Below are 22,576 nucleotides of genomic sequence, written 5' to 3'. Positions count from 1 at the left end.
GGAGGTGACCCGTAGGCTGGGGTGCAACCCCAGCGCTTCGCGCGTTGCTGGGGTTGCACCCCAGCCTACGCACGACAGCGTGCCCTCGCGATGAGGGTCAGGGACGGATCACGCGCTCGATGATGGTGATCGGCGGGTCGCGCATCTCGGTGATCACCGTGTTGCCGCGCCGCGCCGGGCCCGCGCCCAGGGCCGTGGTGTCGGGGGCGCCGTTCGCACGGGCGAGCGCGGTGTCCGAGGGGATCACGCTGAAGGTCGGCATGTGCACGCGGGCTGCGGCGGAAGCCGGCACCACCACGATGTCGCCGGCCACCACGGTGTGCGGCAGGCCATTGCGCGCGGCCGTCTCGCGATCGGTCAGCAGCGGCGCGGCGCTCGAAGGCGAGAGCTGGCGGCCGGTGCGTTCGGAACGGATGGTGTTCACCGGCACCATCCCGCCGCTCGGACGCGCCACCTGCGCGAGGTTCACCGGCGTGCAGGTCGCGGCCTGGTCGAACACCAGGCTGGACCCCTGCGGGAAGCGCTGCGCCACGGCCTCGTGCAGCGGCAGGCTCATGTCCACGGGCGTTTCCACGCCGCGGTAGACGACGCGGTTGTTGCCGTCGTAGACGGTGTAGCACGCCATCGCGTTGGCGCCGGAAAGGAGCAGGCCACAGAGCAGTGCGAATTTCGGTTTCATGTCTTGCCCTCGTGCCGCCACCGGCGGCTTGCTTGGTCCAGCGGATGTTGAGCAAGCCCGCGTCGCACGAACGCAGGCCAAGCCCATCATCCGCTGTCAGCGACCATCCCGCAATCGCGGTATCCGTGTCGGACCTTACCAGCGCGGCGGCGAGTCGCCAGGACGCACCGACGGCCGGGACCAGCCCGCCGGTGTACGGCCGAGCTGGGCGCTGTGCCGGGTGGCACGCAGCGCACCGAAGGCCGAGTCCACCAGCCTACGACAGGAGCTTGACGCCCGTCTTCGACTGCAGCAACTCGAACGTCACGCCCGGAGCGAGCTCGGCGACCTTCAGCCCCTGGTCCGTCACGTCCATCACCGCGAGGTCGGTGATGATGCGGTCGACCACGCCCACGCCCGTCAGCGGCAGCGTGCACTTCGGCAGGATCTTCAGGTCCTCGGTGCCGTCCTTCTTCTTGGCCACGTGCTCCATCAGCACGATCACGCGCGGCACGCCGGCCACGAGGTCCATGGCGCCGCCCATGCCCTTGACCATCTTGCCGGGGATCATCCAGTTGGCGAGGTCGCCCTGCTCGCTCACCTGCATGGCGCCGAGGATCGACAGGTTGATCTTGCCGCCGCGGATCATCGCGAAGCTGTCGTGGCTGCCGAAGATCGACGAGCCCTTGATGGTGGTGACGGTCTGCTTGCCGGCGTTGATCAGGTCGGCGTCGACTTCCTGCTCGGTCGGGAAGGGGCCGATGCCCAGCATGCCGTTCTCCGACTGCAGCCAGACTTCCTTGTCGCCGGTGAAGTTGGCCACCAGCGTCGGGATGCCGATGCCGAGATTGACGTAGAAGCCGTCCTTCAGTTCCTGCGCCGCGCGCGCGGCCATCTGGTCTTGGGTCCAGGGCATGTCTTTCTCCTCAGGAACGGACGGTGCGCTTCTCGATGCGCTTTTCGGGACTGGCGTTGTGCACGATGCGGTGCACGTAGATGCCGGGCAGGTGGATGTCGTCGGGCGCGAGCTCGCCCACCTCGACGATCTTCTCCACTTCCACGATGCAGACCTTGCCGGCCATCGCGGCGGCCGGATTGAAGTTGCGCGCCGTCAGGCGGAAACGCAGGTTGCCGCTCTTGTCGGCGACGTCGGCCTTCACCAGCGCGACGTCGGGCACCAGCGAGCGCTCCATCACGTAGGTCTCGCCGTCGAACTCGCGCAGTTCCTTGCCTTCGGCCACGATGGTGCCGACACCGGTCTTGGTGAAGAAGGCCGGGATGCCGGCGCCGCCCGCGCGCAGCTTCTCGGCCAGCGTGCCCTGCGGCGTGAATTCCAGTTCCAGCTCGCCCGCCAGGTACTGGCGCTCGAACTCCTTGTTCTCGCCCACGTAGGAGGAGATCATCTTCTTGATCTGCCGCGTCTGCAGCAGCTTGCCCAGGCCGAAATCGTCGACGCCGGCGTTGTTGGAGATGGCCGTCAGGTCCTTCACGCCGCTGGCCTTGACCGCGTCGATCAGAGCCTCGGGGATGCCGCACAGGCCGAAGCCGCCGACGGCGAGCAGCTGGCCGCTCTTGACGACGCCATCGATGGCCGCCGCGGCGCTGGGGTAGATCTTGTTCACGGGACTCTCCTGCTTGCAGACACGAGCCTTGGGGATGCGGCCCGGCTGGACGTTACGATACTACCTACCATGCTACGTAGTACTCCCTAAAGGATAGCCCGATGGAAGTCGATTACCGGCTCGCCTTCGAGCACGCCCCCGTGGGACTCTGCGTGTCCCGCAATCGCGTGATCGTAGACTGCAACGCCCGGCTCTGCGAGATGTTCGGCTGGTCGCGCGAGAACCTCGTGGGCCAGTCCTTCCTGGTGCTCTATCCCAGCGCGGAGGAATACGAGCGCCTGGGCGCCCGCATGGTGCCGATCCTCAACGCCAAGGGCCACTACTCGGACGACCGCATCATGAAGCGCGCGAGCGGCGAGGTGTTCTGGTGCCACGTGACCGGCAGCGCGCTGAACCGCCAGAAACCGCACGAATCCGGCATCTGGGCCTTCGAGGACCTGAGCTCGCAGCGGCCGGTGAAGGCGGAGCTGACCGCGCGCGAGCGGGAAGTGGCGGCGCGCCTGCTGGACGGCCTGACCTCCAAGGAAATCGGCAAGACGCTCAACATCAGCCACCGGACCGTGGAGATCTACCGGGCGCGGCTGATGCGCAAGTACCGGGCGAACACCACGGCGGATCTGGTGCACAAGCTGATGGCGGGGGCGTAGGCGCGGGGACGGTGGGCAAGCGAGCTTGCCCACCCTACAGGAACCATGTGAATCGGCGTAGGGCGTAGGGTGGGCAAGCTTGCTTGCCCACCATCTCAAAACTCCGCGAACAACTGGCTGCGCCGGTGCGCATACCAGGCCCGCAGGCAGCCTTCGTCGCCGCGGCAGGCGGAGCGTTGCGCGAGCGCCTGCTGCTGGCGCCGCTGCATGCCGGCCGGATCGCGCGAGACGCGCCGCGCCTGGGCATAGAGGCGGTCGAGGTCGGCATCGACCTGGCCCAGGTTTTCGTCGTGCATCGGGGGCCGGCTGGCGAGCGAGCTGCGCGCCGATCCCATGCGGGCCGTGTCCGGGGCGATGGGCAGGGGCGCCGGGGGTTGCATCGAGGGAGCGGCCACCACCACGGTGCGCGGGTGGGTGACGGCGCTCCCGGGCTCGCGCAGGGCGGCCAGGCGGCGCTCCGCCATCTGCGTCTTGGAGGCATTCTTGCCGAGTGCTCCTGCGTAGACCGCCGCGCTTTCCGAGTAGAGGGCCGAGGCGCGCTGCAGCAGCGCCTCGCGGGAGACGCCATCGCCTTCACGCGCCGCGAGGCTCGCGTAATGCTGGCCCAGCTGCGACTTGATGTCGGCGAGCGGCGCCGATTGCGCGCCCGCGCTCTTCTCCGCGACGTGGCAGGCGGCCATCAAGGCGACTTCGGCGTCGCGCACGTGCCCTTGCTGCTGCGCCTCGCGGGCGACCGCGAGGAAGGCCGCGGGATCGGTGACCGTGCCGCCCAGGGCGGGCTGCAGCGCGAAGAGGCCGTCACCGCGCGCACCCGGCTCGGCCAGTGCCTCGCTCGGGCAGGTAGGTGCAGGCGGCGCGACGGCCACCGGCATGGGCGCCGCGACCGGCCCACCCGGGCGCACCACCGCCGGGGCGGCGGCCACCGGCATTGCGGCGGCCGGCTCGGCGGACGGCTTGACCCGATAGCCGCCGAGGTAGGCGGCCAACACCACGGCGGCCGCGACCAGCACGCCGGCCGTGACCATCAACCTGCTGCGCTCTGTCGCATCCATGGCCCACCATAACGGGCGGCAGCGCTGCCGGGGGCTGCCGTTCACAGCTCGCGGCAGCGTTCACATTTCGCCACGCCAGAGTCGAGGCAGCGGATGGGCCCGCGGGTGCTACCTGGCGTCGATGACTTCGGAGCCGATGCGGAACGCATCCAGCGACGCCGGGAAGCCGCAATACACGCTGGCATGCATGAAGATCTCCTGCAGCTCTTCCGGCGTGACGCCGTTGTTCAAGGCGCCGCGCACGTGGATCTTCAGCTCGTGCGTCTTGCCCAGGGCGACCAGCATGGACACGGTGACGATGCTGCGCGTCTTCAGGTCGAGGCCTTCGCGCTGCCAGGTGTTGCCCCAGGCGTGCTTGGTCACCAGTTCCTGCAGAGGCGCGGTGAAGGGCGTGACGCGGCCCAGCGCCGCGTCCACGTAGGCGTCGCCCAGCACCTTGCGGCGGGTGGCGAGGCCGGCTTGCGTTTCGGGATCCTTCGAGAGTTCCATCGTGTCTCCTCGTGCGCGAAAGGCGGGAGCATACGCCGGAGTCCGTCACCCCCGCGCAGGCGGGGGCCCAGCGCATCCCGTATTCTTGGAAGCCCTGGTTTCCCGCCTCCGCGGGAAGGACGGAGTCGAAGATGCACCGTTATCCCTCCCCCGAACTGAAGGACCTCCCCGAGGACATGCGACAGCGCATCCTCGAGGTGCAGGAAAAGAGCGGCTTCGTGCCCAACGTCTTCCTCGCGCTCGCGCGGCGCCCGGCGGAGTGGCGCGCCTTCTTCGCGTACCACGACGCGCTGATGCAGAAGGAAAGCGGCTCGCTCACCAAGGGCGAGCGGGAGATGATCGTCACCGCCACCAGCGCGGCGAACAGCTGCCTGTACTGCGTGGTGGCGCACGGCGCCATCCTGCGCATCCACGAGAAGAAGCCCCTGGTGGCCGACCAGGTGGCGGTGAATTACCGCAAGGCCGACATCACCCCGCGCCAGCGCGCGATGCTCGACTTCGCGATGAAGGTCTGCCTGCGCTCGCACGAGATCGACGAAGCCGACTTCCAGGCGCTGGCCCCGCACGGCTTCGACGACGAGGACATCTGGGACATCGCGGCGATCACGGCCTTCTTCGGCCTGAGCAACCGCATGGCCAGTTTCTCGAACATGCAGCCCAATCCGGAGTTCTACCTGCTGGGGCGGGTGCCGCGGGAAAAGAAGTAGCCAGGGATTAAGCGAGGCCTAAGGGGCGGATCGCAGACTGCGGGCATCCCACTCCAGGAACCCGCACCATGCCGCTCTCTTCCCGCCGTGTCGCTCCCCTCGTCCTGGCCCTCGCCGGCGCCGGCATCATCGGCGGCGCCGGGGTGGAGCTCCTGCACCGCCACGAGGCGCATGCGCAGGTCCCTCCCACCCTCACTGCTCCCGCGCCCGTCGCCGCCCCCGCCGGCGCGCCCGACTTCGCCCGCATCACGGAGCAGCAGGGCCCCGCGGTCGTGAACATCACCGTCACCGGCATGCGCAAGGCGGCAGCGGCGCTCGACGACGACGAGGTGCCCGAATTCTTCCGCCGCTTCGGCATTCCCGGCATGGGCGCGCAGCAGGACGTGCCGGTGCAGGGCTCCGGCTCCGGCTTCATCGTGGACCCGAGCGGCGTCATCCTCACCAACGCCCACGTCGTGCAGGACGCCAGCGAGGTGACGGTCAAGCTCACCGACCGCCGCGAATACCGCGCCAAGGTGCTGGGCAGCGACCCGAAGACGGACATCGCCGTGATCAAGATCGACGCGAAGGACCTGCCGGTCGCCCGCGTCGGCCAGGTCAAGGACCTGCGCGTGGGCGAATGGGTGCTGGCCATCGGCTCGCCCTTCGGCTTCGAGAACACCGTCACGGCCGGCGTGGTGAGCGCCAAGGGACGCTCGCTGCCCGACTCGGGCGGCGTCGGCTTCATCCAGAGCGACGTCGCGGTCAACCCCGGCAACTCGGGCGGCCCGCTGTTCAACGCGCGCGGCGAGGTGGTGGGCATCAACTCGCAGATCTACAGCCGCTCGGGCGGCTACCAGGGCGTGTCGTTCGCGATCCCGATCGACCTCGCCGTGCGGGTGAAGGACCAGATCGTCGCCCACGGCAAGGTGGACCACGCGCAGCTCGGCGTGGTGGTGCAGGAGGTGAACCAGGCGCTCGCCGATGCCTTCGGCTTGAAGCAGCCGGCCGGCGCGCTGGTGGCGCAGGTCGAACCGGGCAGCGCCGCGGCCAAGGCGGGGCTGCGGTCGGGCGACGTGATCGTGTCGGCCGACGGCCAGCCCATCGTCGCGTCCAACGACCTGCCGGTGCTGCTCGCGACGCTGAAGGCGGGCGACCGCGTGCAGCTGGGCGTGTGGCGCGGCGGCAAGGAGGAACGGCTCAGCGCGCAGCTCGAAGGCAGCCGCACGCGCAGCGTGCAGGCGCGCTCGGGCGATGCGCCGGCGCAGGGCGGCAGGCTCGGCCTGGCGCTGCGGCCCCTGGAGCCCGGCGAAGCGCCGCGCGGCACCGGTGGGCTGGTGGTGGAAGACGCCTCCGGGGCCGCGGCGCGCGCCGGCGTGCAGCAGGGCGACCTGCTGGTCGCCGTGAATGGCGTGCCGGCCACTTCGGTGGACGCGGTGCGCGGCGCGATCGACAAGGGCGGCCGCTCGGTGGCGCTGCTGATCGAGCGCGGCGGCCAGCGGCTGTTCGTGCCGGTGCGCGTCGGTTGAGTCCTTCCTAGAATCGGTCGCATGCGCGTGCTGCTGGTCGAAGACGACGCCATGATCGGCGAGGCGGTGCTGGACGCCCTGCGCGCCCAGCACTACGCCGCCGACTGGGTGCGCGACGGCGCGCTGGCCGAGACCGCCCTGCGCGACGGCAACTACGACCTCGTGGTGCTGGACCTCGGGCTGCCCCGACGCGACGGCCTCACGGTGCTGCGGGGCCTGCGCGACCGGGGCGTGCACATCCCCGTGCTGGTGGCCACCGCCCGCGACGCGGTGAGCGACCGCATCGCGGGCCTGGACGCCGGCGCCGACGACTACGTGCTCAAGCCCTTCGACATCGACGAGCTGCTGGCGCGCATGCGCGCCCTCATCCGCCGCAGCGCCGGCCGCGGCGAGCCGGTGTTCCAGCACAAGGGCGTGGCACTCGATCCCGCGACGCGCGAAGCAAGTGTCGACGGCGTGCCCGTGACGCTGTCCTCGCGCGAATGGGCGGTGCTGGAGCCCATGCTGCTGCGCCCGGGCGTGGTCTTCTCGCGCCGGCAGCTGGAAGAGAAGCTCTACGGCTGGAAGGAAGACATCAGCAGCAACGCGGTGGAGGTGTACGTGCACGGCCTGCGCAAGAAGCTGGGGGCCGACCTGATCCAGACGGTGCGCGGTCTCGGGTATGTGGTTCCGCGTGCTTGAAGGCGGGCCGTCGCTGCGGGCGCGGCTGCTGGTGCTGCTGCTGGCGGCGATCACCGTCGTCACCGCCATCCAGGCCGGCACGGCCTACCGCGCCGCGCTGGGCAATGCCGACGCCCTGTTCGACGCCCAGCTGCAGCAGTTCGCGCAGTCGGTGGGCGCCGGCATGCCGCTGGCGCCGTCGGACGCGCGGCTGTACGAGTTCTCGATCCAGGTGTGGGGCCCGGGCGGCCTGCGCGAATACCGCTCGCACGGCGTCGAGCTGCCGGACGCGGGCGTGCTCGGTTTCTCCGACGCCGCCATCGACGGCGTGAACTACCGCATCTACCTGCTGCGCACGGGCGGCCGCACCATCCAGGTCGCGCAGGACCTCGACGCGCGCCGCGACCGCGCGCGGGACCTCGCCCTGCAGGCGGTGCTGCCCGTGGTGCTGCTCGCGCCGCTGCTGATGCTGGCCGCCTGGTGGATCATCCAGAACGCGCTGCAGCCGCTGGACCGCATGCGCCGCCAGGTGGCGCACCGGCCGGTGGAAGACCTCTCGCCGCTGCCCGAAGCCGGCGTGCCGCAGGAAGTGCTGCCGCTGGTGCAGGAGATCAACCAGCTGTTCGGGCGCGTGGACACGGCCTTCGCGTCGCAGCGCCACTTCGTCGCCGACGCCGCGCACGAACTGCGCTCGCCGCTGACGGCGCTCAAGCTGCAGGCGCAGGCCCTGCGGCGCTTGCCGCCGGGAGACGAGCACGACCACGCGGTGCGGCAACTGGAGGCCGGCACCGAGCGGGCGATCCAGCTGCTGTCGCAGCTGCTGGCACTGGCGCGCGCCGAAGGCGACGTGGCGCGCGAGGAGGCGCCCTGGGAAGCGGTGGACCTCGAGGCGCTCTGCCGCGCGGCAGTCGGCGACGTGCTGCCGCAGGCGCACGCGCGCGGCATCGACCTCGGCGTGCAGGCGCCCGAGGAGCGCATCGAGGTGCGCGGACAGTTCGATCCGCTGCACATCCTGCTGCGCAACCTGCTGGACAACGCGGTGAAGTTCACGCCGGCGGGCGGCCGGGTCGACGTCACCGTCGCGCGCAGCGGAGAAAACGTGGTCCTCGCCGTGGAGGACAACGGGCCCGGCATCCCCGAGGCGGAACGGCAGCGCGTGTTCGACCGTTTCTACCGCGGCGAAGGCGGCAACACGGCCCCGGGAAGCGGCCTGGGCCTCGCGATCGTGCAGGCGATCGCGAGGCGGCACGGCGCGACCGTCCGGCTGGACCGGTCGCAGCGGCTGGGCGGGCTGCTGGTGGAAGTGACCTTGCCCGCCCACCCCGTACGAGTTACGGGAAGCGTGGCTGCAGGCGCGATGGTCCAGGCACCGGGAACGGGAAGCCCAGCTTGACGGACTGTCCGCGCACCCGGTTCTGCGCCTGGCACTTCGACGTGCAGGGCGCCGCCGGCGGCGCGACCTCGATCGCGTCCTCGCCCGTCACGAAGCCCATGCGCCCGCCGCTGGCCACCGCCCAGATCGAGCGGCCGCCGCAGTGCTGCACGATCGCGACGCCGCCGGTGCGCGTAGCGATGCGATTGGTGCAAGCCGCTTCGCTGATCCGCCGCGCCACCTGCGGACTGTCGCGCGCGACGAAGCGCGGCGAGAAGTCGTTGGCGATGTTGATGCGGGCGGTGACCACCACCGTGGTGTCCTTGTAAGGCACGGTGTCGCCTTCGCGCGCGCGGAAGTTCGGGTTGTCGAAGTAGAACGGCTGCAGCACGCTCCCCGGGGCATTGGCCAGGGTGTGCGTGATAAAGGTCTCGGTGCCGTCCGCGCGCTCGGGTTCCATCTGGAACACCCCGCCGTTGGCGCAGTCCTTGGCCTGGATCTTCATGGACAGGCCGGGGCCCAGGCGCTGCAGCTCGAGCACCTCCGCGTCGATGGAGAGCTCGATCCCGGAGTTCAGCACCAATCCGCGGTGGTCCGGGGTCTTGCTCGCCCACACGGGCGTGACCATGTTGCTGGTCATGTCCAGGGGATTGTTCGTCGGCAGGAACTGGTGGTTCTCGATCGCGAAGGTGGCTGCGACCACCTCGAAGCGCTGGAACTTGCCCACCACGGTGAACCTGGCGGGCACGCTGGATGCCGGAATGGTGTCGTCGAACACCCCGGTGTGGCCGAGCACGGTGAAGCCACCCCCTTCGCAGCCCGCCGAAGTGGCGGCCATGGCGGGCAGCGCCAGCAGCCCGGCAAGCAACAGGGAGGTGCATCGGGTCACACGCAGAAACCGTTCTGCGCGCGATGGCGAAGTTTTGCGGAAAGTCATTCGAGGTCTCCCAAAGACGAGGGGATCGCACGAAGCGCCATGCGGGGCGGCGCGTGCAGGAAAGGCACGGCGATCGATTGTGGGAGCGCGGGTCTGCCCGGCCGGGACTCGAACCTCGCAAGCTTCGCTACGGAACGTGCGAGAGGACCCATTTACGTCCGCTCACACAGGACGCGAAAATCAACAGATGACCCACGCCGCGTGCAGCTTCAGCGGTGCGCGTGGATCGAGGCGAGGATGCCCAGCGTGAACAGCGCGACGGCCGCCGCCTGCGCCGGCGTCGGCCAGCGCCCGTCCCAGGCGAAGGAGTAGGCGAGCGCGAACAGCGTTTCGCTCACGATCAGCTGGCCACAGAGGCTGGCCGACAGGCGCCGGCTCGCGATGTTCCAGAGGATGGTCGCCAGCCACGCGGAGCCGGCGCCGGTGGCGAACGCCAGCGCGAGGAACAGCGGCGCGTCGGGCTGCGAGCGCAATGTCTGCACATCCGAGCCCGCGGCGAGCCACAGCGCGATCGCGCCCAGGCCGGTGGCCAGTCCGAGCCAGTTGGCCCAGTCGGTGGCGCGCACTTCCGGATGCCGTTTCAGCCAGGCGGAATTGAGCAGTGCGAACGCGGTCCAGCAGGCGAGCGAGGCGCAGGCGAAGAGGATGCCGCGCAGGTAGTGCGGGGACTGCCCCCACCCCAGCCCTCCCCCGGAGGCGGAGGGAGAGATCATCAGGAACAGGCCGACGGCGGTGAGCAGGATGCCGGGGACGAGTGCGCCCCAGCGCAGGTGGCCGGGCTTGCCGAGCAGCATCACCCAGATCGGGATCGTGCCGATGATCAGCGTCGGCACTTCCGTTCCCGCGTCGCGGATCGCGAGCACCAGCAGCAGGTAGTAGCCGGTGAAGCCCAGCAGGCTGAAGCCGGCGGCGGCGAGGGCCTGCCGCGCGCTCGGCAGCGGGCGCCGCACCCACGCGCACACCGCCAGGGCGACGACGCCGTACGCGACGAACCGCCCCGCCGCCAGGTCCACCGAGCCGTAGCCCGAGACCATGCGCGGCGCCACGAACACGAGGCCCCACAGGGCGCCGGCCGCGAGGCCGGCCAGCACACCGGTCAGCATCCGCGCGGATGCATCACAGGCTGAAGCCGTCGTCGGCGGAGATCACCGCGCCGTTGATGAAGTGGCTCTGGTCCGAGGCCAGCATCAGCAGCAGGCCTTCGAGGTCGTCCGGCCGGCCCACGCGCTTGCGCGGCAGCATCTGCACCAGCTTCTGGCCCTGCTCCGTCTGCCAGTGGTGGTGGTTGATCTCGGTGTCGATGTAGCCGGGGCAGATCGCGTTGACGTTGATGCCGAAGCGGCCCCACTCCAGTGCGAAGGCCTTCGTCATGTGGATCACCGCGGCCTTGCTGGTGGCGTACACGCCGATCTGCGGAAGCACGCGCAGGCCGGCAGCCGACGCGATGTTGATGATGCGCCCGCCCGTGAAGGAGCCGGGCGCCGCGCCCCTGGAACGGGCCAGCATGCGCTTGCCCACTTCCTGCGCGACGAAGAAGGCGCCCTTCACGTTGGTGTCGAAGACGTAGTCGAAGTCCTCCTCGCCCACTTCCTGGATGCGCTGCGTGGTGCTCACGCCCGAGTTGTTCACCAGGATGTCGATGGAGCCCATCTCCGTCTCGGCATGCGCCACCGCGGCGCGGATGCTCCCGACGTCGGTGACGTCGCAGCCGACCACGTGCGCGTCGCCGCCCTCGCCCTCGATCTGCGCGCGCAGGTCCTTCAGCTTTTCGATGCGGCGCGAAGCCAGCACGACCGCGGCGCCGGCGCGCGACAGCGACCGGGCGAACTGCGCGCCGAGGCCGCTCGAAGCGCCCGTAACGAAGGCGACACGGCCGGACAGGTCGATGCTGTAAGCCACTGGGCAATCCTCTCTAGAATCGAAAACGAACGGTCGTTCGCGGCGCCGGGGCCCACGCATAGAATGCGGCTGCCTCGAGAGCACGCGCCGCGCAACGCTCGCGACAGCGAACCATTATCGACGAGACCCCATGACGCAAGAAGAAATCCTGGCCCAGTTCGGACCGCGCGAAGCGATGGAATACGACGTGGTCGTGGTCGGCGGCGGACCCGCCGGACTGGCCACCGCGATCCACCTCAAGCAGCTCGCGCAGCAGGAAGGCAAGGAAGTGTCGGTGGTCGTGCTCGAGAAAGGCTCGGAGCCCGGCGCGCACATCCTGTCGGGCGCGATCATCGACCCGATCGCGTTGACCGAACTGATTCCCGACTGGAAGGAAAAGGGCGCGCCGCTGAACGTGCCCGTGACCGAGGACATCTTCCTGTTCCTCGGCGAGAACGGCGGCAAGCGCGTGCCGAACTTCCTGCTGCCGCCCAACTTCGGCAACCACGGCAACTACATCGCGAGCCTGGCCAACGTCACGCGCTGGCTCGCGCAGCAGGCCGAGGGGCTGGGCGTCGAGATCTTCCCCGGCTTCCCCGCCGCCGAAGTCCTCTACAACGAGGACGGGTCCGTGAAGGGCGTGGCCACCGGCAACATGGGCGTCGGCAAGGCGGGCGAGCCCACCGAGAACTTCCAGCTCGGCATGGAGCTGCATGCGAAGTACACGATCTTCGCCGAGGGCTCGCGCGGCCACCTGGGCAAGCAGCTGATCGCGCGCTACAAGCTCGACGACGGCCGCGACCCGCAGAGCTACAGCATCGGCATCAAGGAGATCTGGGAGATCGATCCCTCGCGCCACCAGGCGGGCCTGGCGCTGCACAGCGCCGGCTGGCCGCTGGACGAGATGACCTACGGCGGCTCGTTCCTCTACCACATGGAGAACAACCAGATCGCGATCGGCTTCGTGGTCGGCCTCGATTACCAGAACCCGTACCTGTCGCCGTTCGAGGAGTTCCAGCGCTTCAAGACGCACCCGAACATCCGCTGGTACTTCGAGGGCGGCACGGCCAAGCGCCTGGCCTACGGCGCGCGCGCGCTCACGGTGGGAGGCCTGCTGTCGCTGCCCAAGACGGTGTTCCCCGGCGGCGCGCTGGTGGGCTGCGATGCCGGCTACCTCAATGCCTCGCGCATCAAGGGCAGCCACGCCGCGATCAAGACCGGCATGCTGGCCGCGCGCGCCGCGTTCGACGCGGTGACGGCCGGCCGCCAGCACGACGAACTCGCGGCGTATCCGGAAGCCTTCGAGAAATCGTGGCTGTACGAGGAGCTGAACAAGGCGCGCAACTTCAAGCAGTGGTTCAAGAAGGGCCGCTCGGTGGCGACCTTCATGACCGGGATCGAGCAGTTCCTGCTGCGCGGGAGCATCCCGTGGACGATCCACCGCGACAAGCCGGACCACGTGTACCTGAAGCCCGCGGCCGAGTGCAAGCCGATCGTGTACCCGAAGCCGGACGGCAAGCTCACCTTCGACAGGCTGTCGTCGGTGTTCATCTCCAACACCAACCACGCCGAGGACCAGCCCTCGCACCTGACGCTGAAGGACGCTTCGGTGCCGGTGCAGGTGAACCTGCAGAAGTACGCCGGCCCGGAAAGCCGCTACTGCCCCGCCGGCGTCTACGAATTCGTGGAGGCCGACGGCGGCGCGCCGCGCCTGCAGATCAACGCGCAGAACTGCGTGCACTGCAAGACCTGCGACATCAAGGACCCGACGCAGAACATCGTGTGGGTCACGCCGGAAGGCGGCGGCGGGCCGAACTATCCGAACATGTAGGGCACCGTCATCCCCGCGCAGGCGGGGATCCAGGGCATCCTGCAAGCGCCACCTCGACGCCCTGGATTCCCGCCTCCGCGGGAATGACGAATCGCGAGGATGACGGCAAGCTGACGCTGCTCGTCCGTAAAATCCCGGTGGTCAGGCCACTTGACCGCGGGCATGATCGGCGGGTTTTGCCGCCCATTCCACTGGAGACCCGTCCCATGAAGTTCACCCATTCGTTCGCCGCCCTGGCCATCGCCATGCTCGCGGCGGGCGCCGCCCAGGCGCAGACCGTGCTGAAGATCGGCTACGCCACGACCAAGGAGTCGCACTACGGCGTCGGCTCCACCGTGTTCTGCGACGAGGTCGAGAAGGGCACCCAGGGTCGCTACAAGTGCCAGCACTTCCCCAGCTCCGCGCTGGGCGGCGAGCGCGAGCAGATCGAGGCCGTGCAGCTCGGCACGCAGGATCTCGTGAACACCTCCACCGGCCCCGTCGGCAACTTCGTGCCTGAGGTCAAGATCGTCGACATCCCCTTCCTGTTCCGCGACTACGACCACGCGCGCAAGGTGATGGACGGCCCGATCGGCCAGGACATCCTGGCCAAGTTCCCCTCCAAGGGCATCATCGCCCTGGGCTGGACGGAGAACGGCTTCCGCCACATGACGAACAGCAAGCGCGACATCGTCAAGCCGTCCGACGCCGCCGGCCTGAAGATGCGCACCATGGAAAACAAGGTGCACATGGACGGCTACAAGACCTTCGGCATCCTGCCCACGCCCATGGCCTTCCCCGAACTGTTCGGCGCGCTGCAGCAGGGCACCGTCGACGGCCAGGAGAACCCGATCCCCGTGATCCTGTCGTCCAAGTTCTCGCAGGTGCAGAAGCACCTGTCGCTGACCGGCCACGTGTACTCGCCGGCGCTGCTGCTGCTGTCGCCCAAGACCTGGAACAAGCTGTCCGACGCCGACAAGAAGGTGTTCACCGCGGCGGCCAAGAAGGGCGGCGAGGCCCAGCGCAAGAAGGTCAACGAGGACGAGGCCAACGGCATCGCCCAGCTGGAGAAGGACGGCATGAAGGTCGTGCGCAAGGTCGACGGCAACGCCTTCCGCGAGGCGCTCAAGCCCGCCTACGTGAGCTACGCGAAGGAATTCGGCGCGGACAACATCCGCAAGATCCAGGACGTGCGCTGATCCGCACGGCGCCCGCGAGACACCGCCTGCGGGCGGTGTTTTTTTGGGCGCCGCGCATCGAGAGACAAGAGAACCATTACGACATGAAAACTTTCGAGCGCTGGTTCCTGGCGGCCAACCGCTGGACCCTGATCCTGCTGCTGGCGGCCATGGCCGTCATCATCTTCACCAACGTGGCCCTGCGCTACCTCACGAACCAGTCGATCGAGTGGGCGGAGGAAGTGTCGCGGCACATGATGATCTGGCTGACCTTCCTCGGCGCCGGACCGGTGCTGCGCTACGGCGGCCACATCGCCGTCGAGAACCTGCAGGACGCCGTGCCGCGTCGCCTCGGCGTGGCCATGCGCCTTCTGGTGGCCCTGCTGCTGTTCGCCTTTTTCCTGTTCATGATCTGGTACGGCTGGCTGTACATCGAGCGCACGCGCTTCCAGCTCACCGCCGCGACCCAGGTCTCGTTCGCGTGGATCTACAGCGCGATGCTCGTCGGCGGCGTGCTGCTGTGCGTGCACTTCCTGCTGATCGCCCGCGGCTACGTCGCCGGGCGCACCTTCGCGACCGACGCGCACTTCGACGCGGCAGCGGCGGCGGCCCTATGAGCGCCAGTCTCGTCCTCGTCCTCTCCGCCTGCGTGTACCTCGCCATCGGCGTGCCGGTCGCCTTCGCGCTCGGCATCGCCACGGTGACCGCACTGCTGACGGCCGACAGCTACCCGCTGTTCGTGCTGCTGAAGGAAACCTTCACCGGGATCGACAGCTTCCCGCTGATGGCGGTGCCCTTCTTCGTGCTCGCGGCCGAACTCATGAGCGGCGGCTCGCTCACCGAGGTGCTGCTGCGCTTCGCCGGCCAGTTCGTCGGCCATCGCCGCGGCGGCCTGGGCTACACCAACGTGGTGTCGCTGACCTTCTTCTCCGGCATCTCCGGCTCCGCGCTCGCCGACGCCGCGGGCCCGGGCTCGATGCTGATCAAGATGATGGACAAGGCCGGCTACGACCGGTCCTATGCCGCGGCGCTCACCGCGTCCACCGCGATCGTCGGGCCCATCATCCCGCCGTCGATCACCATGATCATCTACGCCCTGGCGGAGGACAACGTCTCCGTCGGCGCGCTGTTCGTGGCGGGCATCCTGCCGGGCATCGTCATCGCGGTGGCCATGTGCGTGGTGAACTGGTGGGTGTCGAAGCAGCGCAACTACAAGGGCGACGGCGAAACCCCGTCGCTCGCGGAGATCCTGAGCACCACCTGGAAGGCGCTGCCCGCGCTGCTGCTGCCGGTGGTGATCCTCGGGGGCATGCGTGCCGGCTGGTTCACGCCGACGGAAGCGTCGGTGGTGGCGGTGTTCTACGCGCTGGTGTGCGGCAAGTTCCTGTACCGCACGCTGGAGTGGAAGATGCTGCCGGACATCCTGGCGCGCTCCGCGCTGCTGTCCGCCTCGGTGCTGATCATCATCGGCCTGTCGGCGTCGTTCGCCTGGGTGCTGACCATCGAGGGCGTGCCGCAGGCGATGGCCGACTGGATCATCGCGCTGAAGCTGTCGCCGTGGATGTTCCTGATCCTGGTCAACGTGCTGCTGCTGGTGTTCGGCATCTTCATCGAGCCGCTGCCGGGCGTGATGGTGCTGGCGCCGATCCTGGCGCCGGTGGCGATCAAGCTGGGCATCGACCCGATCCACTTCGCGATGATCGTGATCTTCAACCTGACGCTGGGCATGATCACGCCGCCCGTGGGCGGACTGCTGTTCGTCACGTCGAACGTGTCGCGCGTGCCGCTGGGGCCGCTGATGCGGGAGCTGAAGCCCTTCCTCTACGCGCACGGCATCGTGCTGGTGCTGCTGACGTTCGTGCCGGCGTTGAGCACCTGGCTGCCGCACGCGCTGGGGTTCAAGTGACCACGCGGGTCATCCCCGCGTAGGCGGGGATCCAGGGCTTCCTGTCTTGAAGCGGCGCTGTTGCGCCGCTTCCCGCTTTTGAGCAGCGGGGTGCGTCGCGTCAGGCGGCGCGCGGTGTGGACCCGCTGGGGCGGCGTCCCCCTCGCATTCGCTTCGGGGGCAAACCTGAAAGTCGAATCCCGGCGGCGCGCGCGAAGAACTAGTCTGGAGTTTGGCCGCGCACGGCCAAACTCCAGACGTCGAACAGCTTCGCGAGCCAGAAACGGTCGCACGGCTCGATACGCGCTACGCGCTCTCGTAGCCGTGCTGCGCCACCAGGATCCGACTTTCAGGCGCCGCCCCTTGATGCGGGCCCACACCGCGCACCGCCTGCCGCGACGTTCAGAGCTCTGCTTGATCGAGGACGTCGTGATCCCTGTAGGGTGGGCAAGCTTTGCTTGCCCACCATGCGGCGCCGCGATGAAACGGTGGGCAAGCGAGCTTGCCCACCCTACGGCGATCACGCGGACGACGGCAGTGGCAACGAACAATGCGCCACCGCCCTGCCCTGCTGCCAGCCCCCGTGCGGGCGGGGCCGGGGTCGCGCATGAAGGCATGGCGCCTGCGAGGACCGGGCAGGCGGCCCAGCGCGGCTACGAGAGCCCGTAGGGCGTATCGAGCCACGCGTACGTTTCTGACTCGCGACACCGGTGTCTGAGCGGAGTGTTTGACCGCGCGCGGGCAAACACGCAGCGAGTTCGGTCGCGGGGGCCGCCTGCCCGGTTCTCGCAGGTTTGCCGAAGCGCCGCAAGGCGCTGAAGGACGCCATGCCAGCGCGACTCCGGCCCCGCCCGCGCGGGGGGTGGCAGCCGGCGCGATGCGAAAAAGCGGGAAGCGGCGCGAAAGCGCCGCTTCGAAGACAGAAAGCTCTGGGTCCCCGCCTACGCGGGGATGACGACGCCTGGGATGACGACGCCTCTGCAGCGACGACGACTCAGAGCCGTCCCAGCGCCGACAGCAAGGCCTTGCGCACCGTCGGGAACTGGTGCACGTCGCTGTGCCCGGCGCCGGTCACCCGCAGCAGTTCGGCCTTGCGCATGGACTTGTACAGGGTCTCGCTGTGGTGGATGCCGATCAGTTCGTCCTTCTCGCCGTGGATCAGCATCACCGGGCCCAGCAGCTTGGCCGCGTGTTCCAGCGTGTGCAGCGGATAGCGCAGCACCTGCATCGGCACCCAGGGATACAGCTCCGCCGCGAGCGCCTGCATGCTGCTGTAAGGCGAGACGAGCAGCGTGAGGTCCGGCGCGTGCCCGTCGGAGCACAGTTGCGCGGCCAGGCCGGCCGCGAGGCCGGTGCCGAGCGACTGGCCCGAGATCACCACGCGCTTGCCCTCGTACATCGGCGCGACGTGGTGCCACACCGCCGCCACGTCGGAACGCAGCTGGTCCTCGCTCTCGATCTGGCTGGTGCTCTTGCCGAAGCCGCGGTAATCGAACATCACCACGTCGAAGTTGGCCTGGCGGAAGGCCTCGAGCTCCACGAACCATTTCTTCAGGTTGCCCGAGTTGCCGTGCAGGAAGAAGAACACGCCGCGCGGATCGGGCAGCGCCATGTGGGCGACGGACAGGCGCGCGCCCGGGACGTCGACGAAGTACTCGCGCGTGTCGCAGTCGTCGCAGATCGGCTCGTCGGCCGGCAGCGGGGCCGGTTCGAACAGCAGCCGTTCCTGCCGGAAGTAGAGCCATCCGATGGCGCCGGCATAGATCGCGCCGATGGCCAGCAGGACGGAGGCGGAGAAGATCGCGTAAACCATGTTGCCTCCCCCTCGCAGGGTCCTAGCGATTGCGTTTGGCATCGGGATCGCTCGGGCCGTTGCGGTCGGACATCCCGGCGTTGGGCGCACCGAGGTCACCCGCGTCGCTGGGGTTCTTCTCGTTCCAGGTCCGGCCCGCTTCGGTCACCTTGCCGCGCGGGTGGACCATGTCGGTGCCGTCGTCGAAGTCCAGCGAGCCGCCGGCCGAGGGGGCATCGTCGGCGGCGCCATGGTCGCGCTGGTTGACGCCCGACGGCGCCACCAGGTCGGGCTGCTCGTCGCTGGTGAGGCCGATCTTGCCGGGGCCGTCGCCGCGGTCTTCCTGGCGGGCCGGATCGCCGGTGGCGACCGGAGAGCGCTCCACGTCCGGGGACGGTCGGTCCTGATCCTTGCGCGGCATCCCGTCTCGGGATTGTTCCTGGTTGGGCATCGCGGACTCCTTTGCTCTTTGCAGATTCTTCGGCCGGCTTTCGCCTGCCATGCCATGGAGTGTTCGCCCGCCGCCACTGCAGACCTGTCGGTTCCGCCCGGAGCGTTGCGTAGGAGGCTGGCGCGCCGCGCGTCAGGAAAGCAGGGGACCGGCGACAGGGCCAGCTTGCGCGCGGGCGAGGCGCCTGCCATCCCTCCGGCGGGCTAGCAAGGATTTGCTACGGACGGTACAGCGACCGCAGGCGGGCGCGCTCGGCTTCGCGCAGCTGCAGGCCCTCGCGGAAGTAGCCTTCCAGGGAACCGTAGCGGGTGTCGACCTCGTCGAGCGCGGCCAGCAGGAACGCCGGCTGCACCCGCCACAGCACCTGCATGGCTTCGCGCGGCAGCGCCGAGCGCGACACCTCGGGCAGCAGCAGGCGGTCGTTGGTGAGGAGGTAGTCCTGCATCACCTCCTCGTCCGGCGCGCCGAGCGCCTTCAGCAGCAGCGCGGCGGCGAAACCGGTGCGGTCCTTGCCCGCGGTGCAGTGGAAGACGGTCGGTTCGCCCGAAGCGAGCAGGTGCCGGAAGAACTCGGCGAAGCGCGGCGTGTTGTCGCGCACGAAGCCGCGATAGGTGTCCTGCATGTGCGCGGCCACGTCGGCGGCGGTGGGCCGGTGGCCGCCGGCCAGCAGCCCGGAGAGCTTTAGCACGATGGTGGGCTCGATCGGCAGCGAATGCACCGTCACGCCGGTGAGCCGGCAGGCCGCGCAACTGCGCTCCTGCACGCCGCGGAAGTCGAGCACGCGGGTGACGCCGAGCGCGCGGATCTGCGCGGCATCGGCAGCGTCGAGGGCGCCGAGGTGGTCGGAACGGTACAGGTTGCGCAGCGCGGCACCGTCGGCGCCGACACCGCGAAAGTTGGAGGAACTCGCAAAGCGCATTCCGCCATTCTGCAAAAAAAATGCCTGGCGGCTCGCGCCGACCAGGCATGGCCCCCGTGCGGGCCTACTTGCTCTTCGACGAGCGGCTGCTGCTGCTGCGGCTGGAGGGAGAGGAAGAACGGCTGCTGCCCTTGGCGCTGGCGCGCTCGCTCTTGCCGCTGCTGGAGCTGCGGCTGCTGGACGCGCTGGCGCGGCTGCTGCTGCTACGCGACGGCGACGATTTGGACGGCGAGGACTTGGACGAGGAAGAAGAACTGCGAGATGCCATGGCTTGCTCCTTTTTGGTGGCGATTGCTGTCAATGAACGAATCTAGGCAGCCCCGTCGCGCGGACTGTCGGCTCGCACAGGCCGCGCACGTAGGAATCGCCCTGCCTCCGGCGAATCCTCCAGCTTGCCGGTCCGGGCGTTGACGCGGCCGCACGGGCCATGCACGATGGCGCGGCGCTGCCCGGCGGCGGCGCGGCACAACGAGACAGGGAGGTAGCCCCATGGCACCGACGATCGCCACCCGCGCGGGGCGTTCGGTCGTCCAGCGCGTCCTGAACGCCCGACGCGACACGCTGGACTTCCGCGACCGCCTGTTCGAGCCCACCCTCATCGAGGTCCCCACGCACATCCCGCTGGCGGACTACCGCGCGTGGAAGGTGCCGGTGCTCGACCAGGGCAGCGAAGGCGCCTGCACCGGCTACGGCCTGGCCACCGTCGCCAACTACCTGCTCACCCGCCGCAAGGTGATGCCCGACCCCTCGCCGGTGAGCCCGCGCATGCTCTACGAGATGGCGCGCCGCTACGACGAGTGGCCGGGCGAGGACTACAGCGGCTCCAGCGCGCGCGGCGCGATGAAGGGCTGGCACAAGCACGGCGTGTGCGGCGAGACGGAGTGGACCTCCGGCCACCGGACGCGCAAGGGCGCCGGCCGCCTGAACGACGCGCGCACGGCGGACGCGCTGCGCCGGCCGCTGGGCGCCTACCTGCGCGTGAACCATTGCGACCTCGTCGCGATGCACAGCGCGCTGGCGGAGGTCGGCATCCTGTATGCCACCGCCGACGTGCACGCCGGCTGGGAACAGGTCACGGCGGAAGGCACCATCCCCTACCCCGCGCCGACGGCTGGCGCGCATGCCTTCGCCATCGTGGCCTACGACGCGCAAGGCTTCTGGATCCAGAATTCGTGGGGACCGAAGTGGGGCCGCGAAGGCTTCGCGCGCATCGGCTACGACGACTGGCTGGCCAACGCCACCGACGTCTGGGTGGCGCGGCTGGGCGCGCCGGTGACGCTTCGGCTGAGCGAATCCTCGGCGATCGCGCACGCGCCCACCGCCGGCCGCTCCAGCGCGTATTCGTATGCCGACCTGCGGCCCCACATCGTGAGCCTGGGCAACGACGGGCGCCTGCGCACCTACGGCGACTACGGGACCTCGGCCGACGAAGTGCGCGAGATCTTCGAAGTGGACATGCCGCGCGCGATGAAGGACTGGCCGGTCAAGCGCGTGATGCTGTACGCGCACGGCGGCCTGGTCGACGAACGCAGCGCGATCCAGCGCCTGGCCGACTACCGCGGCGCGATGCTGGACGCGCAGGTCTACCCGATCTCCTTCATCTGGCACAGCGACTACTGGTCGACCATCACCAACCTCCTGGAAGATGCGATGCGCCGGCGCCGCCCCGAAGGCGCCCTGACGTCGGCCCGGGACTTCCTGCTGGACCGGCTGGACGACACCATCGAGCTGCTGGCCCGCGGCTTCACGGGCAAGGCGGGCTGGGAGGAGATGAAGGAGAACGCGCTCGGCGCCAGCGAGGCGCACGGCGGCGCGAAGCTCGCCCTGCAATACCTCGCCGAACTGCACGCGCGCATGCCGCTGCAGGTGCACGTGGTCGGGCACAGCGCCGGCTCGATCTTCATGGCGCCGGTGGTGCGCATGCTGGCGGCGGCCGCGGGCCGCATCGAGTCGGGCTATCTGTCGGGCCAGACGGGATTCGGCGTCGGCGTCTCCACCTGCACGCTGTGGGCGCCGGCGGCCACGGTGGACCTGTTCAAGCAGGCCTACGTGCCGGCGGTGAAGGACGGCTCGATCGGGCGGCTGTCGCTGTACGTGCTCAGCGACAAGGCGGAGCAGGACGACAACGTGGCCCGCATCTACAACAAGTCGCTGCTGTACCTGGTGTCGCGCGCCTTCGAGGCGCGGCGCTACGGCGAAGGCACGCCGATCGTGGGCATGGAGAAATGGATCGCGCGCGACGAGGCGCTGCGGCAGCTGTTCACCGGCGGCGCGGCGGACCTGGTGTTCTCGCCGAACGACGTGCCGTCCGGCGCCATCAACGCCTCGCGCAGCACGGAACACGGCGCCTTCGACGACGACCTCGCGACGGTGCAGTCCACGCTGGCGCGCATCCTCGCGGCCTCGCCGGCGGCGAAAGCAGCGCCGGTGGAGAGCATGGCCTTCGAATTCCATCGTTCGAGTTCGTCGCTGCGCACGCGCCGGGAGGCGATCGATCGGCAGACGCAGTTGCGGACGTGAGTGCCCGTCATCCCCGCGGAGGCGGGGATCCGGGGCTTTGGGGTATTTCTCCCTCTCCCCTCCGGGGAGAGGGTTGGGGTGAGGGGCACGCTCTGCCTGATCGAGCAAGTCATGTCCGCTGTAGGGTGGGCAAGCATTGCTTGCCCACCATGACGGCCCACGGTGAAACGGTGGGCAAGCGAGCTTGCCCACCCTACGCCACAACACCAAGACCCATGGCGGTGGTGATGGCAACGGATCGATGCGCCACCGCCCTCCCCTGCTGCCAGCCCCCGTGCGGGCGGGGCCGGGGTCGCGCATCAAGGCATGGCGCCTGCGAGGACCGGGCAGGCGGCCCAGCGCGGCTACGAGAGCCCGTAGGGCGTATCGAGCCGTGCGTACGTTTCTGGCTCGCGAAGCTGTTCGAGTCTGGAGTTTGCCCGCGCGCGGGCAAACTCCAGAGGAGTTCTTCGCGTGGCGGCGCCGGGATCCGACTTTCAGGTTTGCCCCCG

General features: G+C 69.3%; 22 protein-coding genes. 11 read left to right on the top strand and 11 right to left on the bottom strand.

Annotation, left to right across the window (positions count from 1 at the left end; all coding sequences use genetic code 11):
• Positions 1-97: 97 nt before the first annotated feature.
• The 3 genes from VF522_RS08785 to VF522_RS08775 form a co-directional block, all read right to left on the bottom strand.
• Positions 98-679 carry a hypothetical protein gene (locus VF522_RS08785; protein WP_330907865.1) on the bottom strand — a complete coding sequence of 194 codons (582 nt, stop codon included), beginning with the start codon at positions 677-679 and terminating at the stop codon, positions 98-100.
• Positions 680-935: 256 nt separating this feature from the next.
• Positions 936-1,574 (bottom strand): 3-oxoacid CoA-transferase subunit B, encoded by a 639-nt coding sequence (locus tag VF522_RS08780; protein WP_330907864.1) that lies wholly within the window; start codon positions 1,572-1,574, stop codon positions 936-938.
• Positions 1,575-1,584: 10 nt separating this feature from the next.
• Entirely contained in the window at positions 1,585-2,280 is a 696-nt protein-coding gene (locus VF522_RS08775; RefSeq protein ID WP_330907863.1) for a CoA transferase subunit A, read from the bottom strand.
• A 101-nt stretch (positions 2,281-2,381) separates the two neighbouring features.
• Here VF522_RS08775 and VF522_RS08770 point away from each other — a divergent pair, with 101 nt between their 5' ends.
• A complete protein-coding gene (locus VF522_RS08770) occupies positions 2,382-2,927 on the top strand; it encodes a LuxR C-terminal-related transcriptional regulator (protein ID WP_330907862.1) in 546 nt (181 codons plus the stop codon).
• A gap of 95 nt (positions 2,928-3,022) precedes the next feature.
• Here the strand turns inward: VF522_RS08770 and VF522_RS08765 are convergent, their stop codons facing one another.
• Entirely contained in the window at positions 3,023-3,979 is a 957-nt protein-coding gene (locus VF522_RS08765) for a hypothetical protein (RefSeq protein ID WP_330907861.1), read from the bottom strand.
• A 108-nt stretch (positions 3,980-4,087) separates the two neighbouring features.
• Positions 4,088-4,468, bottom strand: a complete 381-nt coding sequence (locus VF522_RS08760) for a carboxymuconolactone decarboxylase family protein (protein WP_330907860.1) — start codon at positions 4,466-4,468, stop codon at positions 4,088-4,090.
• Between the two features lie 131 nt (positions 4,469-4,599).
• On the opposite strand from VF522_RS08760, the gene VF522_RS08755 reads away from it, so the two are divergent.
• The 4 genes from VF522_RS08755 (at position 4,600) to VF522_RS08740 (ending at position 8,736) form a co-directional block, all read left to right on the top strand.
• Positions 4,600-5,175: a peroxidase-related enzyme gene (locus tag VF522_RS08755; protein WP_330907859.1), complete on the top strand. Its 576-nt coding sequence runs from the start codon at positions 4,600-4,602 to the stop codon at positions 5,173-5,175.
• 68 nt (positions 5,176-5,243) lie between these two features.
• A complete protein-coding gene (locus VF522_RS08750; RefSeq protein WP_330907858.1) occupies positions 5,244-6,683 on the top strand; it encodes a Do family serine endopeptidase in 1,440 nt (479 codons plus the stop codon).
• A 21-nt stretch (positions 6,684-6,704) separates the two neighbouring features.
• Positions 6,705-7,364, top strand: a complete 660-nt coding sequence (locus VF522_RS08745) for a response regulator (RefSeq protein ID WP_330907857.1) — start codon at positions 6,705-6,707, stop codon at positions 7,362-7,364.
• On the top strand, positions 7,345-8,736 hold the full coding sequence (locus VF522_RS08740; RefSeq protein WP_330907856.1) for an ATP-binding protein: 1,392 nt from the start codon (positions 7,345-7,347) through the stop codon (positions 8,734-8,736). Before VF522_RS08745 ends, VF522_RS08740 begins: the two co-directional genes overlap by 20 nt.
• Here the strand turns inward: VF522_RS08740 and VF522_RS08735 are convergent.
• The 3 genes from VF522_RS08735 to VF522_RS08725 all read right to left on the bottom strand — a co-directional run bounded on the left by VF522_RS08735 (position 8,675) and on the right by VF522_RS08725 (position 11,551).
• On the bottom strand, positions 8,675-9,604 hold the full coding sequence (locus VF522_RS08735) for a hypothetical protein (protein ID WP_330907855.1): 930 nt from the start codon (positions 9,602-9,604) through the stop codon (positions 8,675-8,677). The two genes, VF522_RS08740 and VF522_RS08735, sit on opposite strands and share 62 nt — an antisense overlap.
• Positions 9,605-9,861: 257 nt before the next feature.
• Entirely contained in the window at positions 9,862-10,755 is an 894-nt protein-coding gene (locus VF522_RS08730; RefSeq protein ID WP_330907854.1) for a DMT family transporter, read from the bottom strand.
• A 13-nt stretch (positions 10,756-10,768) separates the two neighbouring features.
• Positions 10,769-11,551, bottom strand: a complete 783-nt coding sequence (locus VF522_RS08725) for an SDR family oxidoreductase (protein WP_330907853.1) — start codon at positions 11,549-11,551, stop codon at positions 10,769-10,771.
• 130 nt (positions 11,552-11,681) lie between these two features.
• On the opposite strand from VF522_RS08725, the gene VF522_RS08720 reads away from it, so the two are divergent.
• The 4 genes from VF522_RS08720 (at position 11,682) to VF522_RS08705 (ending at position 16,424) form a co-directional block, all read left to right on the top strand.
• Positions 11,682-13,361 (top strand): electron transfer flavoprotein-ubiquinone oxidoreductase, encoded by a 1,680-nt coding sequence (locus tag VF522_RS08720; protein ID WP_330907852.1) that lies wholly within the window; start codon positions 11,682-11,684, stop codon positions 13,359-13,361.
• 206 nt (positions 13,362-13,567) lie between these two features.
• Positions 13,568-14,539 (top strand): TRAP transporter substrate-binding protein, encoded by a 972-nt coding sequence (locus tag VF522_RS08715; protein WP_330907851.1) that lies wholly within the window; start codon positions 13,568-13,570, stop codon positions 14,537-14,539.
• A gap of 83 nt (positions 14,540-14,622) precedes the next feature.
• Entirely contained in the window at positions 14,623-15,135 is a 513-nt protein-coding gene (locus VF522_RS08710; protein ID WP_330907850.1) for a TRAP transporter small permease, read from the top strand.
• The gene (locus VF522_RS08705) at positions 15,132-16,424 is read left to right on the top strand and encodes a TRAP transporter large permease (RefSeq protein ID WP_330907849.1); all 1,293 of its coding nucleotides are present in this window, start codon (positions 15,132-15,134) and stop codon (positions 16,422-16,424) included. The genes VF522_RS08710 and VF522_RS08705 overlap by 4 nt, the downstream gene beginning before the upstream one ends.
• 973 nt (positions 16,425-17,397) lie before the next feature.
• Here VF522_RS08705 and VF522_RS08700 read toward each other — a convergent pair.
• The 3 genes from VF522_RS08700 to VF522_RS08690 all read right to left on the bottom strand — a co-directional run bounded on the left by VF522_RS08700 (position 17,398) and on the right by VF522_RS08690 (position 19,565).
• Positions 17,398-18,216: an alpha/beta hydrolase gene (locus VF522_RS08700; protein ID WP_330907848.1), complete on the bottom strand. Its 819-nt coding sequence runs from the start codon at positions 18,214-18,216 to the stop codon at positions 17,398-17,400.
• A gap of 22 nt (positions 18,217-18,238) precedes the next feature.
• A complete protein-coding gene (locus VF522_RS08695; RefSeq protein WP_330907847.1) occupies positions 18,239-18,616 on the bottom strand; it encodes a hypothetical protein in 378 nt (125 codons plus the stop codon).
• A gap of 247 nt (positions 18,617-18,863) precedes the next feature.
• Positions 18,864-19,565: a tyrosine-protein phosphatase gene (locus tag VF522_RS08690; RefSeq protein WP_330907846.1), complete on the bottom strand. Its 702-nt coding sequence runs from the start codon at positions 19,563-19,565 to the stop codon at positions 18,864-18,866.
• A 68-nt stretch (positions 19,566-19,633) separates the two neighbouring features.
• On the opposite strand from VF522_RS08690, the gene VF522_RS08685 reads away from it, so the two are divergent.
• Entirely contained in the window at positions 19,634-19,879 is a 246-nt protein-coding gene (locus VF522_RS08685) for a hypothetical protein (RefSeq protein ID WP_330907845.1), read from the top strand.
• 175 nt (positions 19,880-20,054) lie between these two features.
• A complete protein-coding gene (locus tag VF522_RS08680) occupies positions 20,055-22,085 on the top strand; it encodes a C1 family peptidase (protein ID WP_330907844.1) in 2,031 nt (676 codons plus the stop codon).
• Positions 22,086-22,576: the final 491 nt, after the last annotated feature.

It is taken from the genome of Ramlibacter sp. (assembly GCF_036383835.1).
Lineage (GTDB): Bacteria > Pseudomonadota > Gammaproteobacteria > Burkholderiales > Burkholderiaceae_C > Ramlibacter.
The sequence above is the reverse complement of the archived record's forward strand: the minus strand, read 5'-3'. Positions and strand labels throughout refer to the sequence as shown.